Origin of the sequence: Vibrio tubiashii (assembly GCF_028551255.1) — a bacterium.
Classification (GTDB): Bacteria; Pseudomonadota; Gammaproteobacteria; order Enterobacterales; family Vibrionaceae; genus Vibrio; species Vibrio tubiashii_B.
In genome coordinates this window covers 1,064,874-1,082,457 of the sequence record NZ_CP117029.1, presented here as the reverse complement: position 1 = coordinate 1,082,457, position 17,584 = coordinate 1,064,874, and the positions used below count along the sequence as shown (strand labels likewise).

The 17,584-nt window shown below is 44.5% G+C and carries 15 protein-coding genes and 1 riboswitch; of the genes, 7 read left to right on the top strand and 8 right to left on the bottom strand.

What is annotated here, in order from left to right; genetic code table 11:
- Position 1: 1 nt before the first annotated feature.
- On the bottom strand, positions 2-793 hold the full coding sequence (gene cmoM / locus LYZ37_RS04930; protein ID WP_272786731.1) for a tRNA uridine 5-oxyacetic acid(34) methyltransferase CmoM: 792 nt from the start codon (positions 791-793) through the stop codon (positions 2-4).
- A gap of 113 nt (positions 794-906) precedes the next feature.
- On the opposite strand from cmoM, the gene elyC reads away from it, so the two are divergent.
- On the top strand, positions 907-1,710 hold the full coding sequence (gene elyC, locus LYZ37_RS04925) for an envelope biogenesis factor ElyC (RefSeq protein WP_272786730.1): 804 nt from the start codon (positions 907-909) through the stop codon (positions 1,708-1,710).
- Between the two features lie 107 nt (positions 1,711-1,817).
- Here elyC and torR read toward each other — a convergent pair whose 3' ends face one another.
- Positions 1,818-2,531, bottom strand: a complete 714-nt coding sequence (gene torR, locus LYZ37_RS04920; RefSeq protein WP_004744334.1) for a two-component system response regulator TorR — start codon at positions 2,529-2,531, stop codon at positions 1,818-1,820.
- 237 nt (positions 2,532-2,768) lie between these two features.
- On the opposite strand from torR, the gene torD reads away from it, so the two are divergent.
- The 5 genes from torD (at position 2,769) to LYZ37_RS04895 (ending at position 6,738) form a co-directional block, all read left to right on the top strand.
- Positions 2,769-3,416: a molecular chaperone TorD gene (torD, locus tag LYZ37_RS04915; protein WP_272786729.1), complete on the top strand. Its 648-nt coding sequence runs from the start codon at positions 2,769-2,771 to the stop codon at positions 3,414-3,416.
- 211 nt (positions 3,417-3,627) lie between these two features.
- The gene (purR, locus tag LYZ37_RS04910; protein WP_272786728.1) at positions 3,628-4,635 is read left to right on the top strand and encodes an HTH-type transcriptional repressor PurR; all 1,008 of its coding nucleotides are present in this window, start codon (positions 3,628-3,630) and stop codon (positions 4,633-4,635) included.
- Between the two features lie 144 nt (positions 4,636-4,779).
- A riboswitch (cyclic di-GMP riboswitch) is annotated at positions 4,780-4,866 on the top strand.
- Positions 4,867-5,000: 134 nt separating this feature from the next.
- On the top strand, positions 5,001-5,591 hold the full coding sequence (locus tag LYZ37_RS04905) for a TfoX/Sxy family DNA transformation protein (RefSeq protein ID WP_272786727.1): 591 nt from the start codon (positions 5,001-5,003) through the stop codon (positions 5,589-5,591).
- A 149-nt stretch (positions 5,592-5,740) separates the two neighbouring features.
- Positions 5,741-6,433 carry a TVP38/TMEM64 family protein gene (locus LYZ37_RS04900; protein ID WP_171322628.1) on the top strand — a complete coding sequence of 231 codons (693 nt, stop codon included), beginning with the start codon at positions 5,741-5,743 and terminating at the stop codon, positions 6,431-6,433.
- Positions 6,433-6,738 (top strand): putative signal transducing protein, encoded by a 306-nt coding sequence (locus tag LYZ37_RS04895; RefSeq protein WP_272786726.1) that lies wholly within the window; start codon positions 6,433-6,435, stop codon positions 6,736-6,738. The genes LYZ37_RS04900 and LYZ37_RS04895 overlap by 1 nt, the downstream gene beginning before the upstream one ends.
- Here the strand turns inward: LYZ37_RS04895 and LYZ37_RS04890 are convergent.
- The 5 genes from LYZ37_RS04890 to topA all read right to left on the bottom strand — a co-directional run bounded on the left by LYZ37_RS04890 (position 6,735) and on the right by topA (position 15,255).
- Positions 6,735-7,547 carry an alpha/beta fold hydrolase gene (locus tag LYZ37_RS04890; RefSeq protein WP_004744340.1) on the bottom strand — a complete coding sequence of 271 codons (813 nt, stop codon included), beginning with the start codon at positions 7,545-7,547 and terminating at the stop codon, positions 6,735-6,737. The two genes, LYZ37_RS04895 and LYZ37_RS04890, sit on opposite strands and share 4 nt — an antisense overlap.
- Before the next feature lie 153 nt (positions 7,548-7,700).
- Positions 7,701-9,164, bottom strand: coding sequence for a glycogen synthase GlgA (gene glgA, locus LYZ37_RS04885; protein ID WP_272786725.1), 1,464 nt, complete (start codon positions 9,162-9,164; stop codon positions 7,701-7,703).
- The gene (glgC, locus tag LYZ37_RS04880; protein ID WP_272786724.1) at positions 9,154-10,371 is read right to left on the bottom strand and encodes a glucose-1-phosphate adenylyltransferase; all 1,218 of its coding nucleotides are present in this window, start codon (positions 10,369-10,371) and stop codon (positions 9,154-9,156) included. Before glgC ends, glgA begins: the two co-directional genes overlap by 11 nt.
- 385 nt (positions 10,372-10,756) lie before the next feature.
- Complete coding sequence (locus LYZ37_RS04875) at positions 10,757-12,427, bottom strand: GGDEF domain-containing protein (RefSeq protein ID WP_272786723.1); 1,671 nt, start codon at positions 12,425-12,427, stop codon at positions 10,757-10,759.
- 194 nt (positions 12,428-12,621) lie between these two features.
- On the bottom strand, positions 12,622-15,255 hold the full coding sequence (topA, locus tag LYZ37_RS04870) for a type I DNA topoisomerase (RefSeq protein WP_272786722.1): 2,634 nt from the start codon (positions 15,253-15,255) through the stop codon (positions 12,622-12,624).
- 409 nt (positions 15,256-15,664) lie between these two features.
- On the opposite strand from topA, the gene LYZ37_RS04865 reads away from it, so the two are divergent.
- The gene (locus LYZ37_RS04865) at positions 15,665-15,913 is read left to right on the top strand and encodes a YciN family protein (RefSeq protein WP_004744345.1); all 249 of its coding nucleotides are present in this window, start codon (positions 15,665-15,667) and stop codon (positions 15,911-15,913) included.
- Positions 15,914-16,150: 237 nt separating this feature from the next.
- Here LYZ37_RS04865 and aroA read toward each other — a convergent pair whose 3' ends face one another.
- Positions 16,151-17,431, bottom strand: coding sequence for a 3-phosphoshikimate 1-carboxyvinyltransferase (gene aroA / locus LYZ37_RS04860; protein WP_004744346.1), 1,281 nt, complete (start codon positions 17,429-17,431; stop codon positions 16,151-16,153).
- Positions 17,432-17,584: the final 153 nt, after the last annotated feature.

The window sequence follows — 17,584 nt, the reverse complement described above, 5'->3', positions numbered from 1 at the left end:
GTTAGTCCTGCTTATCTTTCTTTTGTGCCCATACATGTATGTATCGGCCTAACGAGAGGTATGGCTCTTCTCTGCACAGTTGTCTTTCTAGTGCCAACACATCTTCATACTGGTAATCGCCCATGTACTCCATATTTCCTATGTAGTCACTAAAGCAGCGGATACCAGATTTGCCACAAATTGAAAAACCAGCGTCTTCAATCCACTGGTAGACCTCGTCAGGTTTTAAGCCTTTTTGTGGCTGTAATTTAAATCTTTTGCGATGCGGCATTCCGTCTAATACATGAGGAATGTTGCCGCACACGACATTCTTGTAGACCAAACCATGGTGGTTATAGAACATAATCGAAGCCATACCACCCGGCTTTACTTGTTCTAGTACTTTCTCTAGCGCAGGTTTAGGATCTGCTAACCACTCCATCACCGCATGAAACAGGACCACATCCACTTGGGATTCTAGGTGCTGGTCAAGCGATTGGACTGGCGAATGAATGAAGCGATACTGCTCAAGCAGGCCATTTTTTGCAATATCCTGCTCTGCCAATAGCAACATTTCAGAAGATAGATCACATAACGCGACATGATGTCCGAGCTTAGCTAGTTTTTGCGACATTTGTGCCAAACCGCCACCCGCATCTAGCACATTGAGTTGCTGATTTGCCCCATCAACAGTATTAAGTATCTGTTGAAGATCTTCCCAAACAATGACTTGGCGAATCTCTCCTTTGTCAGAACCGTAAATATTTTTTGCAAATTTGTGGGCAATATCGTCGAAATTGCGGTCTTCAGTCACAGCAGCTTAGGTTATCATGTCTAATCGTGCTGCTATTCTGTCATAAGAAAAGCAGGAATAAAGAGGCTTTCTCTTAAATTATAATCAATTGATGTTTTTTCGGACTATTTAGTATGTTTGAGCTGAAAAAAGTTATGTCTTCTCTACTTATGCCGCTTCCCGCGATGCTAATCATCGGTCTATTCGGCTTAATGTTGATCATGTTTACCCGTAAACAGAAGACAGGCTGCTTTGTTGTTCTATTCTCTTTCATCGGTATCTTCCTCATCGCTTTTCAACCCGTTTCTTCTCGTTTGTTGATGCCGCTTGAACGCCAATACTCTGCCTTTTTTCCGGTCGACCAATCGATCGACTACGTTATGGTGCTCGGCAGTGGTCATGTCGTAGACGATAAGATCCCACCCACTTCTGAATTAAGCCGAACTGGTTTGATGCGCCTTGCCGAAGGTATTCGCATCATGCGTATTTACCCTGGCTCTAAACTGATTTTGTCTGGCTATGCGGGCGGCTCTGAAGTGAGCAATGCACGTATGATGGCGAAAGTGGCTCTCGCCCTTGGCGTCTCGAAATCTGACATTATTCTGTTAGAAACCGCCAAAGATACTTGGGAAGAAGCGAGACAAGCGGCAGCATTCGTTAATACCAAAAAGCTGGTTGTGGTGACTTCAGCAAGTCATATGGAGCGTGCTCTCAATGAATTCTACTCTGCAGGGTTAAAGCCGTATCCTGCACCTACCAATTATTTGGTGCATAACAACATCTCTCAAGCATGGGAGAAATACACGCCGAAAGGGAAGTATTTAGAGCAAACCGAGCGTTATTGGCACGAAACCTTGGGACAAATTTGGCAAACGCTTAGAAATTGGGCGTCAGATTATGAAGAGCAAGCGCTGCAAGCTTCTGAAAGCAAAGTTTGATACCAAGTTGAACAAAATACCAACCAGAATAAATCCTAGATAGAAAAATACCGAGGTAAGCCTCGGTATTTTTATGTCTGTTAGCTTGGTGTTAGGATCTGTTGATCTTAGTCACCGGCAAACATATAGCCTTCGCCATGAACGGTGACAAAGATTTGTGGATTCTTTGGATCGAATTCCATTTTTGCTCGCATGCGACGAATCAAGACATCTATTGTGCGATCGTTTGGCGCATCAACACGGTGGCTGATCATGTTTAAGATACGTTCACGGCTAAGAACCTGATTCGGATAAGAGGATAAAGCCACTAACAGCTCATATTCTGCTTTAGTCAGCTTAACCGGCTCACCGTTACGACTCAGTGCACGGCGCTGAACGTCAAACGTCCACTCACCAAAGCGAACAACATTATCATCTTGCTTTGCTGCACTGTCAGAGCCTGACGAGTTACGTGCAGCGGAAATTCGCCACAGTAAATTTTTAACTCGAACCAATAGCTCGCGTAATTCAAAAGGTTTAGTAACATAGTCATCGGCACCCATTTCGAGGCCAACGATTTTGTCGATGCTGTCCGTGCGTCCTGTTACCAGGATAATTCCAATGTCTGATTGACTGCGAAGTTCGCGAGTTAGCATTAATCCATCTTCACCGGGTAGATTAATATCCAACATCACCAAATCAATCGCGTTGCTTTGTAGCATGTCTCGCATCTGCTCGCCGCTTTCTGCTTCGCTGACTTGGTAACCTTCATTCTGAAAGTAGCCAACGAGCTTGCTGCGAGTCACTACGTCGTCTTCTACTACTAGTACGTGATAACTCATCTGCACCACTTAATTTGCATTGGGAATAGTTCTATCATTTATTCTATTCATAAATAGTAACATTTCTAGTATTTATCACTTTAAAAACGAGAAAGATGATTTTTTATTGATTCAAGACAAAACCGCCGCCTTTGTTAATAAATGCTCATAATTCGTCTTTTATTGTCACGTAAGCCATTACCGCTATTCATTTTTATTAGTTACACTAATAGGTAGTTATTTTGGGAGTGATACCTAATGCAAGAAATCAAAGCATTCAACGAGAAACGTGCGGAAATCTATTGGTGGCTTTCAAGCCTTTACGCCAAAGAGTTAACTGAAGAGAACCTTGAGCAGTACCATTCAGCTCAAATCCGCTCTTTCCTTACTGGCCTTGGCGAGAATGCCGATCTAAAGCCGTCGATTGATCGTGTCATTGATGCACTCAATCGCTTGATCGATCGCGAAGATGCACAACTAGAGCTTGCTGCTGACTTTTGTGATCTGTTTTTGAAGTCTGATCGCGACTCTGCACTACCTTACGCTTCAATGTACATTGGAGAGACGGGCCTGCTTAACGACAAACCAGCGAAAGAGATGGAAGCGTTAATGCAAGAGCATGGCGTTGCTGTTGATGAAGACTTAAATGAGCCGGCTGACCACATTGCCATTGAACTCGATTTTCTCGGTAATCTCATCATTCGCTCTAATGAACTTGAGCAAGAGCGTCATATTGAAGAAGCACTGATCGAGCAAGAAGGCTTCATTCGCCAGCATCTTCTAAGCTGGACACCTAAATTTTCAGCTAAGTGTCAAACACTCGATGAGTTCGGTTTTTACTCGGCGATCGCTTCCCTCACCGTGGCATTCTTAGAGTTAGATTGCACATACTTAATCGGTGAATAGAGTCTAACAATGTGAACTGACACAGGTCAGTTCGAAGAAATGTGTTTGCCCTAAGTCGGATTGCGGTCTAAAATCGTGACCGCAAACGATAAAAATGAACTATTCAAATACAAACCGCTAAATAAGAGCGGTTTTTGTGTTTCTGATACTTTCTGCCAACTTATTCTAAACTGAATATATTCTCGTGGCAGTCATCGACAGGACAAAATTTATGGCCACTATTAAAGACGTTGCTCGCCTTGCTGGTGTTTCAACAACCACTGTGTCTCACGTGATTAACAAAACACGCTTTGTTGCCGAAGCGACACAAGAAAAAGTGATGGAAGCGGTAACCGAGCTTAATTATGCACCGAGTGCAGTTGCTCGTAGTCTTAAGTGCAACACTACGCGTACAATCGGTATGTTAGTGACACAATCGACGAACCTATTTTTCTCAGAAGTTATCGACGGCGTAGAAAGCTACTGTTACCGCCAAGGTTACACCTTGATTCTGTGTAATACAGGCGGCATCTATGAAAAACAACGCGACTACATTCGCATGTTGGCTGAAAAGCGTGTAGATGGCATCCTAGTGATGTGTTCAGACCTGACCGAAGAGCTGAGCGAAATGCTTGATCGCCACAAAGATATTCCAAAAGTGGTGATGGATTGGGGCCCTGAGAGTTCTCAAGCAGATAAAATCATCGATAACTCTGAGGAAGGCGGCTACCTAGCGACTAAATACCTGATCGAACGTGGTCATACTGATATCGCATGTTTAAGCGGCCACTTCGAAAAAGCTGCGTGTGTTGAGCGTATTAGTGGCTTTAAGCGCGCCATGGCTGAAGCTCAATTGCCTGTAAACGAAGACTGGATCCTTGAAGGTAACTTCGAATGTGATACAGCGGTATTGGCGGCAGATAAAATTGTTGCAATGGATAAAAAACCAACCGCCGTGTTCTGTTTTAACGACACCATGGCACTGGGGTTAATGAGTCGTCTACAGCAGAAAGGCATTCAAATCCCGCAAGATATGTCGGTTATTGGATACGATAATATCGAACTGGCAGAGTACTTCTCTCCGCCGTTAACAACCGTTCACCAACCAAAACGTCGTGTTGGTAAGAATGCCTTTGAAATTCTTCTTGAGCGAATTAAAGACAAAGAGCACGAAAAACGCGTGTTTGAGATGCACCCAGAGATTGTTGAGCGTAATACCGTTCGTAATCTAAATAAATAACTTAAAGTCAAGCGCTTAGCTAAGCGTCGTTCTATTGGCTAAGCGTATATCTCCCCTCTATTTATTGAACCAATGTCACATTTATCCTATAAAAACGTGATGCTCTGCGCAGAATTTATTTATTCTTAAAGTGTTCGATTAATGCCACGAACAGGGCAAACCATTTCGAAAGGATGGGACGCAAAGCCTCCGGCCTTAAACAATTTATTGTCTGGTAGCGGGGTTGCCGATGGCGAATATGCAAACTGTCATGCCGCTTTATACTTGCACTCGTATGACACCTTACTGACAATGTCTCTGCATAATTTTGCTAATCTCTCGGACCTGCATTGGTGGCGTATACATATACACCGAGAAAACACAGCATGGATAAACCAATACTAAAAGACTCAATGCGTTTATTTGAGCAGCTAGGACATATTAAGTCTCGCTCAATGTTTGGTGGCTTTGGCATTTTTGCTGATGACACTATGTTCGCACTTGTCGTCAACGATAAGCTTCACGTACGCGCGGACGCGGCTCTCGCTAAACAATTTAAGTCTCAAGGGCTAGAACCCTATATTTACAAGAAACGCGGCTTTCCCGTCGTAACGAAGTATTTTGCACTTTGTGATGACTGGGCAGCGGACGCAAGCAAAACGCTAAACATTGCGACTGTCGCTTTAAAAGCAGCAAACCAAGAGAAGCAAACCCAATCGCAAGCGAAGCCGAACCGTTTGAAGGATCTGCCGAACTTAAGGTTAGCGACTGAGCGTATGCTCAAGAAAGCAGGTATAGACACGGTTGAAAACCTAGAAGAAGTGGGTGCCGTACACGCTTTTAAGGCTATACAGTCCACACACTCTGCCGATGTCAACATCGAACTTCTCTGGGCTTTAGAAGGCGCAATTAAAGGCACACACTGGTCGGTAATCCCACAAAGCCGACGTCAGGAGCTGTTAACGCAAGTCAGCTAATCCAATACAATATATGTAGAAGAAGTCAGCCTTAGTGCTGACTTTTTTATTGCTTTTTATCTGCCGTTTGAAATTTGTCGCTTGCTTTCCCTGTCTTGTCTAGTAACACTAATATTTGATATCCATGAAATTAAATGGAGCTGCTCAACATGAATAAAAAGATCATCCTAGGAATTGTTTTCGTCGCTTTGATTGTTTTGCTTGGCGTTAATTTTGGCCAGTATCTCACGCTAGAAAACGCTAAAGCCCAACAAGCAGAGCTTGCAGCATTTATCGCTGACAACTTTACTATTGCAGCTGCTAGCTATTTTATCGCCTATGTTGCCATCACCGCTTTCTCTATTCCTGGCGCTGCGGTCGTGACTCTTTTGGGTGCTGCCCTTTTCGGTTTCTGGACGAGCTTACTGCTGGTTTCTTTCGCTAGCACCATAGGTGCAACACTCGCATTTTTGAGCAGCCGATACTTGTTGCGTGATTGGGTACAAAGCAAATTTGGTGAAAAGCTCAATGCCATCAACCAAGGTGTAGAAAAAGATGGCGCATTTTATCTGTTCTCACTGAGATTAATTCCAGTGTTCCCATTCTTCCTCATCAACTTGCTAATGGGTCTAACACCTATCGCGACGGCTCGATTCTATTTGGTGAGTCAACTCGGTATGTTGCCAGGAACCGCCGTTTACTTGAATGCCGGGACACAACTTGCTCAAATAGACAGCTTGTCGGGTATCGTCTCTCCAACCGTTTTAGCCTCTTTTGCACTTCTCGGCTTATTCCCGGTGATTGCTAAATGGGTCATGGCGAAAATTAAGAGCTCCCCTTCAACATCAAATGGAAATGCTTAATGAGGATATATTCTGCATCGACACCTACTGAAGCTCACATTGTTTGTGAGCTTCTTAAGTCTCAACAGATTGAGTGTGAAGTTCGTGGTGAAGGCGTGTTTGGGCTCCAAGGTGAAATACCTTTTGGCGAGAGCAGCGAACCTTATGTCTGGCTACTCGACCCAGATCAAGCCAAGCACGCCAATACGGTTATCGAGCAGTTTAACAATGCGGATGTTGGCAGTAATTGGCTTTGCAACCAATGCGGAGAAATGAACGAACCTCAATTTGGCGCATGTTGGCAATGCGGAGAAGCAGCCCCTTAACCGATTTTAGGTGCTTCAATTTGCTGCTGAATAAATGAAATCGAATGGTGATTGAACTCTTCTGGGCGCTCGACGTTACATACATGGCCGCAATCGGCAATCTCAAGTAGCTTGCTCTTGCGATGTGCTGCAACCATCTCTTTGACAGGCTGAATAAACATATAGTCTTTTTCCCCCATCAAATAGAGCGTTGGGATAGGCAGTTCTCTATCCTTAAAATACTTCATCAGTGGATTAACTTCCGAAGTGAGAATAAACCAACGCTTAAACTCTTTCTGGCAAAGCTTCTTGGCTTCGCGGATAAATAAGTGCCTTGATTCCCTCTGAGTACGCTGCGGCATCACAATATAAGCAAAAAGGCTGTATAACCACATGTAAGGGATGACATGTTTGCACATGCCACCTAGCCTAACCAATATCTGCGAACGGACGTTAAATCGCGTTACAGCGCCACCTAGCACCATCGATTTGACTCTATCTGTTGCAAGTTCCGCTAGGTTTCGAACAATAATCGTGCCGAGAGACATACCAACAAAGTGGGCAGAACGTATCTTTAAGTGATCAAGCACCTTAAGAATGTCCATTGTCACCGCTTGGAACGTATAGCGGTTTGCCATCAACTCTTTGATCAATTGATTCGACTTACCATGACCACGCAGATCGATAAGCAATAGATTAAAGTGCTGTTTATACGCTTTGATTTGCTTAAACCAAATTGAGGAACTTCCCCCTGCTCCATGCACAAAGACTACCCATTCATCACTGGTAGGATGGGTAAAGGTTTTGTGGAATAGCAAGGTATCACTCATATCGAAAAGGGTTTACTCAGCAATAAAATTGGTTACGGAGAGTACCATAAACATAGGGGGATTTACGTCAATTTACCTCAATTCTTAATTATTCTTTTATTAAAAGTGTAAGTAACCATCAAAAAAGGCGCCCTAAGGACGCCCAGTTTCATATTAATTTTTGCTCAACGCACTGTGATACAAGGATAGGTATTCATCCGCCGATTTGTTCCAACAAAAATTCTGCTCCATCGCATACAATTGAACGCGTTTGACTTCGTTAGGTTGCTGCGCATGAAGAAGTAAAGAACGCTGCAACACATTAAGCAAGGCACTTGGTTTTGGTTCATCAAATACAAATCCCGTTGCATTTTCAGGCTCAGCATCATAGTCATTGACACTGTCGCGCAAACCACCAACACCGCGAACAATAGGTAGCGTTCCGTAAGCCATGCTGTAGATTTGATTCAAACCACAAGGCTCAAACTCAGACGGCATAATAAAGAAGTCCGATCCGGCTTCAACCAAATGCGCTAACTCATTGTCATACGCTTCAACAAAAACAAACTTGTCGCTATGCAGCGCTGCAATCTCTTTTAGCTGCGATGCTAGAACAGGATCACCTGTGCCGACAATCACCACCTGAACCTGATACTTAAGAAAATCACTTAAGATAGGCAAAAGATAGTGAACACCTTTTTGGTGTGTCAGGCGACAAACCATGCCGTAGACTGCGACCTCTTGAGTTTCTAGCCCTACCCTTTGCTGTAACTCTCGCTTACAGGCTTTTTTACCTCGAACCATACTTTGGCGAGTCGCCTTATAGTTCACAGGTAAGTAAGCATCACTTTGAGGATTCCAAGCGCTGTAGTCGCATCCATTAAGTATGCCGACTAAATCGTCTGAGCGCAGTTGAAACTCTGCCGCCATGCCATGGCTGCCAAGCTCTGTTTTTAGCTCTTCAGCGTAAGTTGGACTGACAGCATTGATCTTATCCGCATTCACTACCCCAGCTCTTAGCATAGTAATGTGCGTTGCACTGACTGCCGCATCCGGTGCATAACGGGTGTGCATCTCTGGCAGAGACTGGAGTTCATCGTAACTAAATACCCCCTTAAACACCGCGTTATGTACCGACAATACACTCTTGGTATGAGTGAAAAAGTCGTGTGAATGATAACGGTGTTTAAGCAGGTATGGGACAAATCCAGTATGCCAGTCGTTGGCATGGATAATATCTGCTTTGAATCCGAGCTTAGGTAACATATCTAGACTAGCGGCACTAAAAAACGCAAAACGTTCACCGTTATCGGCATACGCTTGATTGTTTTCCGCATACATCTCTGGCCTGTCGAAATACTTCGGACAATCGATGGCAAACACGGGCACGCCAACGATCTCTAGCTGTTTAACGCGATATTCAGTATGAGGCCAATGCTCTAACTGAGTTTCAAGCACCACTTGGGCTTGATCAATACCCGCCAACTTTTGGTAAGCAGGTAAAGTAATACGAACATCTTGCTGTAGTGCGAGTAGTGCTTCAGGCAGTGCCTTGGCAACGTCTGCCAAGCCACCACTCTTGATTAACCCTTCAACTTCCGATGCTACAAATAGAATAGATAAATTCTTAGTAGCCAACTCTTGCTCCTTTAGGAATAACAACGATGCCATCTTCCGAAACGTGGAAGTGCTTTTTATCTTCCGATAGGTTTACACCAATCTGGGTGCCCGGTGCAATATCGACATCTTTATCGATGATTACACGGCGTAGTACACAACCATCACCGACCTTAACATCACCAAGTAGAATACACTCACTAATATCACAAGCAGAAGCAATGTTACTGCGGAAGCCTAATACTGACTTCTCAATACGTGAACCACGAACATAGCTGCCATTACAAACTAAGCTATCAATGATCTGCACGCGGCCATTGTCTGAGTCTGTAAATGTCGCAGGTGGCAAAGGTGGGTAGAATGTATGCAGAGGCCATTTACGGTTATAAAGCGAGAATGGCGCATCTTTCTCAAGTAGATCCATGTGTGCTTGCCAGTACGCTCCAATAGTACCGACATCACGCCAATAAACTTCCTCTTTCTCACCAGTAATTCGGTTGGTGCTGAAGTCATAAACAAACACATCACCACGTGGGAACATCTTTGGAATAATGTCTTTACCAAAGTCATGAGAAGAGTCAGGGTTGTCGGCATCTTCGATCAGTTCTGAAAACAGTGGTTGAGCTTCAAATACATAGTTGCCCATCGATACAAGCGCGTGTTCAGGATCTCCTGGAATCGATTTAGGATTCGCTGGTTTTTCTTCAAAGCCAATCATACGTCCGTCTGCGTCGACCTCAATAACACCAAACTCTGAAGCTTCACTCAAAGGCATACGCAAAGCGGATACGGTTAATGACGCCTCTTTCTCTTTGTGGAAATCAAGCATCTGTTTGATATCCATTTTGTAGATATGGTCTGAACCGAAGATACAAACCTGTTCTGGCTCGGCTAATTCCATGAAACGTAGGTTTTGGTAGATAGCATCCGCCGTACCTTCATACCAACGCTTACCAGTGCGCATTTGTGCTGGAATTGGGTCGATAAAGCGGTCAGTAATACCACTGATGTTCCAGCCTTTCTTCAGGTGGTGGAATAGCGATTGGGATTTAAATTGAGTTAGAACGTAAACGCGCATCAAATCGGCATTTACAAAGTTGTTTAGAGCGAAGTCTATAAGACGGTAACTGCCGCCAAAAGGAACCGAGGGTTTACTACGAGATTCTGTAAGAGGACGAAGGCGTGACCCTTCTCCACCAGCAAGGATCATTCCCAAAACACCAGCCATTTATATTTCTCCATTTTATTTATTGTTGTGATAAGCCCGATTTTAGGGGGTGGACTTATCAATATTCTCTATAGGTATGCCATTCCTATTTGGCATACCATGCAGCAAGAGTCACTCTGCCAACGCCTTTTGTGACGGTAGTTAAACGCCATTGTGCCTTGTGCAAAAGGTTTATTATAACTTATCGTATTTCAGCAAGATTACAATTTAAAATATGCTGTACTATCGAGCTCACACTTATTACTTTTTCGCCCCCTGCGATAGCTCACAGAATCCCATAGCCAAGACACATCTCGATAACATAACATCTACATTAATGTGACCTCGCTCGCAAAGAGGTACGATGACTTACCATAGCAATAAGTAGAGAGTTGAGAACTAACTGCTAAGCAGCATTCGATTCTTCGTGGATATAGATTGCATCCTTGGCTTCTGATTTAGCAATGTATAAGGAACTGTCAGCTAACGCTAAAGCTTGTTGCATGGTGACATTTGGCTTTATCAACGTCCCTCCCACAGAAAGCTCAGTGAAGGAAAGGTAATGGTTTGAATCACTAGCCTGAGCTTGCTCAACATACTGTTTGATACGACAAGCTATCTGTAACAAAATCTTGTTACTATCAGTTCGGACAAGGAGCAAAAACTCCCCCTCCTCCCATCTTGCCGCTACATCATATTCGCGAATCGCTTTAGTCAAACATGACGCGATAGCTTTTAGTGCACTCTGATGCTTTTCACTATCGAACTCCTCATCATTTCGAGGCGACAGTCCAGCATCAATCCATATGAGGCCAAATTGATGCTGTTCGCGTGAAGAGCGTGCAAGCTCTGAACGCAGTTCACGCTCCAACCCTCGGCGATTGTGTAGCCCTGTTACAAAATCGAATATGGCAAGCTTATCGATTTGCTCTGTACGCGAAGTGACTAACTCCTCCAACCCTGTTCTCGCAGCAGTGAGTTCATGCTCGATCAAATCGACTGCCTCATCAAGGCTTTGATTCCCTGACTTAAACCTAGTGAGCTTTCCAAGTCGTTTGCTCACGCGTTCTACAGGTAAAATCCAATGCTTAACCAAATAAAAATAACTCAGCAGGGCACACAGAAATACCAAGCTCATCAATGGTAAATAAAGGCTTGTCGCAACCCAACGAGGAACCATGGCGTCAATACTGACAAAGGTCAGCTCGTACCACCCTAAAGCTTCAATATAGTGAATCGCCACTACGGCTTTTCCTGACTCTTGCTGAACCATCAAAATTTCAGCCTCTTCACCAGATTTCTGACGCTGCATTAACGTTTCTATCGCGGAGTATTCATCAGAATTTGGAACGTAGTCACTCAACGTGGGCTTAGTATTTTCACTGTCTCTTAGAGGGTAATGAAATTTGTGGGAATCGACTGAAAATTGGATTCTTCGCCCTTCGTCGACAAACAATGTTTTTAATGCGTGAGAGTGATGTTCATCGAAACGTTCAAACAGCAGATTAGTATCGATTCCCGTCCCAACAACACCGAGGAAGCGACCACCGTCTACAATACTGTGGTTGATCCAAACTCGCGTTAGATTTAAATGCGCATCTCTAGCGATATTAACGCTAAAGTCTACACCGCTATCTCTCTGCTCAAAATACCAATTGTCTTGGACTGAGGCAGGATCGAGATAATATCGAAGGAAGGTTTGCTCACGTACACTTTGCACATCGTTGTAGTGATAGGCCAAATTTTCGTCAAGTACGATAAAGAAATTTTTCGATTTTAATTGCCAGCGATATCGGTCAAGGGTTTCCTCAGCGACAGCGCGGTATACGTCATCATTGCTGTTCATTCCCCATGAGGTCACATTCGGGTGTTCCGCCAGGTCACTGATGAGATTCACTTCTTTAATAATGGGCGCGAGCAATGTTTCAGCATCATGGTGTGCAGAGATCTGTGCGTATTTCCACAGCAGTTCCTTAACGATACCGTCAACAACTTGTTTGGAGATACTATGCGCAGCAAATAGAAAGGTAGCACTGACACAGGCTAAAAAAGTCAGCAGCTTGAGTCTCTGTTTCATGATGTCCTTCCGTGGGTCATCTAAATCAATAGAAGCTACTTACTATATTGTCAAAAATGCAATTGAGAATCTTTACATTCATGCTATGAATGTACGAATAATTTTATATACCTCTCATCAAAATGAAAACCGATGATCATTCGGCTCATAAAAAAAGCAGCCTATTTAAGGCTGCTTTTCATCAAGTAAAGGACTTACTTTTTCTTGGCTGGCTTTTTACGCTTATCGGTTATTTCCCATTTACCATCCACGTAGAGTGCCGTGTAACCCGAAGGCTTGCCATCCACCTCTGAGCGGACGTAGTTCTCTTTCGACTTACGGCTAAAGCGCACCACCATAGGCAGACCATCAGGGTCTTGCTGAGGGGCGTCAGCCAAGTAGTGGAACTTAGGTGAAATACGATCCTTAAAGCGCACAAGTTCTTCAACCAAAGGTGCACGAGTTTCGCGCGATTTCGGGAATGTGCTTGCTGCTAAGAACAGACCAGAAGCGCCATCGCGAAGAACGAAGTAAGCATCAGAGTTTTCACATGGTAGCTCTGGCAAATGCACAGGGTCTTCTTTTGGCGGAGCAACTTCGCCGTTTTTCAGGATCTTACGAGTGTTCTTACACTCTTCACTCGTACAGTCCATGTACTTACCGAAACGGCCGTTCTTAAGCACCATGTCGCTGCCACACTTGTCACATTCGACAACTGGACCATCGTAACCTTTAACTTTGTACTCACCGTGTTCAACAATGTAACCTTCACAGTTCGGATTATTACCACAAACATGCAGTTTACGTTTGTCATCGATTAAGTACGCATCCATCGCCGTTTCACAGATTGGACAGCGCTTTTTCGCACGCAGTGCAGCCGTCTCAACATCCTCTTCAAGAACGTTGATAACACCATCTTCATCACCTAGGTTGATGGTCGTCTTACAACGCTCCTTAGGAGGCAGTGCGTAACCTGAACAACCTAGGAAAACACCTGTAGAAGCAGTACGGATACCCATCTCACGAGAACAGGTCGGACACTCGATATCGGTGTAGACGATATGGTTTGGCTTCATGCCGCCCAGTTCTTCGTCTTGTTCCGCTTTCTCTAAATCACCAGTAAAATCTTTAAAGAAGTCATCTAGCACACCTTTCCAGTTGGCATCGCCTTCCGCAATTTGGTCTAGTTTTTCTTCCATGCGAGATGTGAACTCGTAGTTCATTAACTCATCGAAGCTACCATCTAAACGGTCAGTGACAATTTCACCCATCTTCTCAGCATAAAAACGACGCTGTTCGACTTTCACATAACCACGATCTTGGATGGTTGAAATGATTGACGCATACGTTGAAGGGCGACCAATACCACGTTTTTCAAGCTCTTTTACCAACGCAGCTTCTGTAAAGCGCGCTGGCGGCTTAGTGAAGTGCTGCTTAGGATCAAGAGTAACAAGCTCAATCGCATCACCCACCTGTACTGCAGGTAGAATCTGGTCTTCGTTTTTACCCAATGGACGTTGAACACGAGTCCAACCGTCAAATTTCAAGATACGACCTTTCGCTTTTAGCGTGTACTCAGCCGCTTTCACGCTCACAGTAGTCGAGTCGTATTTTGCCGGTGTCATCTGACACGCCACAAACTGATTCCAAATCAATGAGTACAGTTTGTGCGCATCGGCTTCCATACCATTGAGGTCGTCTGCTTTCACAGTTACATCAGATGGACGGATCGCTTCGTGAGCCTCTTGAGCGCCCTCTTTGCTACCGTAAACAATTGCTTTGCTAGGCAGGTAAGCGTCGCCAAATTCAGTCGCGATAAAACCACGGGCAGCTTCTACCGCTTCAGAACTCAAGTTAGTCGAGTCGGTACGCATATAAGTGATGTAACCCGCTTCATAGAGACGCTGAGCCAACATCATGGTTTTCTTAACGCCGTAACCTAAACGAGTACTCGCTGCCTGCTGCAGTGTCGAGGTAATGTAAGGTGCTGAAGGTTTACTTGAAGTCGGGCGGTCTTCGCGCTTACACACTTCGTAGCGCGCTTTTTCAAGCACAGCCATCGCCGCTTTGGTTTCAGCTTCATTGACGGGTTTAAACGCAACGCCTTCTTTCTGCGCCACCTGCAAACGGAAGTCAGTTTTATCTTGAGTCTTAGTATCTGCGTGGATATCCCAGAACTCTTCTGGAATAAACGCTTTGATTTCACGCTCACGCTCTACCAGCAACTTCACCGCTACAGACTGTACACGACCAGCAGATAGGCCTCGTGCAACTTTTTTCCAAAGCAGTGGTGACACCATAAAGCCAACCACACGGTCCATAAAACGGCGCGCTTGCTGTGCATTAACACCATCCATACTTAGCTCGCCCGGTTTCTCGAACGCCTGCTGGATAGCATTTTTAGTAATCTCGTTAAATACAACGCGTTTGTATCGCTCTTCATCGCCACCGATGATCTCACGAAGGTGCCAAGCGATAGCCTCTCCCTCGCGATCCAAATCGGTTGCGAGATAAACGCTGTCTGCGTCTTTCGCAAGCTTTTGCAGCTCTGCCACTACTTTCTCTTTGCCTGGCAGAACCTGATAGTTCGCTTCCCAACCATGGTACGGGTCGATACCCATTTTTTTGATTAGTGACTTGCGATCTTTTTCTTTTTTGATTCGTGCTTTTTCTTCAGCACTTAAGCCCTTGGTTGATACCGCAGCAGCTTTCTGACCAGTGCTTTGGCCAGCAGTCGGTAGATCACGTACGTGACCTACACTGGACTTTACAATGAAGTCCTTACCTAAATACTTATTGATGGTCTTCGCTTTGGCTGGCGACTCCACAATAACCAGTGACTTACCCATAATTGACTCAAGTGTCCTTTATCGAGTGCGAAAATATCGCACGACATACTTAATACTTTGCTTCTTTTTTTACTATTGAGCGAGATTACAAGAAGATCAATATCTTTTTTAAATTTCTATCTTGACTGCTCGACAATTCAGCGATGTTTCTACTTCTGATAATTAATTGTGGCATGCTGAACACTTCGTGCTTATTGCCGAGTCAGAAAACGCCACATACTAAACGGCACAATATCTTTGACGCCAATGAAAGATGATGTTTTTTGCCACCAGTCACAAAACCCACACACTCACGCTTACGTTAGATTTTGCGCGATTGATCTAACGCAATTGAAATTACGTGCGAACTGCCTACAATTCCACTCATCGCTTCTTTTATATAGAAGATAAATTTAAGAAAGGTACTTCCATGAGTGACAAAAAGGCCATCTCTCAGTTCGAATTATTAATGATCGCCAACCAAATCATCCAAGACCACGAAGATTATCTCGAAGGCATGCGCGCAGAGAGCGTAGAAGAGAAAGATGACGTGTTGGTGTTTAAAGGAAACTACTTTCTAGATGATAACGGCTTACCAACAGCAAAAACGACAGCCGTGTTTAATATGTTTAAGTATCTAGCGCACCATTTGTCGAAAGAGTTTACGATTGAAGGATAACTGGAAATTAGCAAGGGTTGGCATGTGGTGCCAACCCTTTTTAATTTTGGGACGTTTCACTGCGGAAGACGGATGCGGGAACGGACTTTGTCCTACCGAGAACTAGAGAACTAGAGAACTAGAATAATGAGCAAAAACGTATCAACTACTCCAGTTTTCTAGCAGCGCAGCGATCCGTAGGGCGAAGCCCGTTCTAGATTCCCGCGGGCGCAGCCCGATCTCGAAGCGCAGCGCCTTCTACGAGCTCAATCCTTCCAGCTTATCGAAGTAGTCAGGGAACGTCTTTGAGGTACACTTAGGATCGTTAATGGTCACAGGCGTGTCGCTTAACGCAACAAGCGAGAAACACATTGCCATACGGTGATCGTCATAAGTGTCAATCGCAGCGTGGGTAAGTTTAGCTGGCGGCGTGACAATAATGTAATCCTCACCCTCTTCAACTTCTGCACCGACTTTACGTAACTCGGTCGCCATTGCTGCTAATCGGTCCGTTTCTTTTACACGCCAGTTGTATACGTTGCGAATCGCTGTAGTACCTTCTGCAAACAGTGCGGTAGTGGCAATCGTCATCGCTGCATCAGGGATGTGGTTAAAGTCCATATCAACCGCTTTAAGCTCACCGACGCGAGAGATAACGTAGTCGTCACCCCATTCGATTTGTGCGCCCATTTTCTCCAGTGCATCTGCAAATTGAATATCGCCTTGGATACTCTTTTTACCGATACCGGTTACTTTAATTTCGCCACCTTTTATCGCTGCTGCCGCTAAGAAGTAAGATGCTGAAGAAGCATCGCCTTCAACTAGGAAATCTCCTGGTGCAACATACGATTGGCCTTTACGAACCACAAACTCTTGGTAGTCATTGTTTTCTACTTCTACACCAAACTGAGCCATGATATGCAGCGTGATATCAATGTATGGTTTCGAAACCAGTTCACCGATAATCTTAATCGTTACATCATCTTGCGCGAGCGGCGCAGACATTAGAAACGCAGTTAAAAATTGACTTGAGATAGAACCGTCGATTTCAACGGTACCGCCTTTGAGGCCTGTACCTAAAATCTTGAGTGGTGGGTAATCTTCGTTTTCAAGGTATTCAACCTCGGCACCGGCTTGACGCAGAGCATTGACTAGGTGACCAATTGGGCGCTCTTTCATGCGCGGTTCACCCGTCAGAACATATTCACCACCACCTAAACATAAAGCGGCAGCAAGTGGGCGCATCGCAGTACCTGCGTTACCCAAAAAGAGTTCTAACGCTTGTGGCGCATCAAATGGCTTTCCTAAGCCTTCAACTTCACATACTGTTTTATCTTCAGACAGTGAATAAGACACACCAAGTTGGGTCAGTGCATTCAGCATATGACGGATATCGTCACTGTCGAGTAAGTTAGTGAGTCGAGTTTTCCCACTTGCTAGTGCTGCAAGCAGTAAAGCTCGGTTAGAAACACTTTTTGATCCAGGTAAGTTGACCTCACCATTGACTTTGTTGATAGGTTGTAACGTAAGGCTTTCCATTAAAATTGATATTCCTTGCTCACCCCGCCTTCCTAAGCGGGACGATGAAAAATTCTTCGTACTTGCAGCCTATCTAAATTCCCTGTGTAAAACCAGACCCAAATCACGAATAGCGCTGAATAATTATCTCACCCAACCGCTGCTAACAAACCC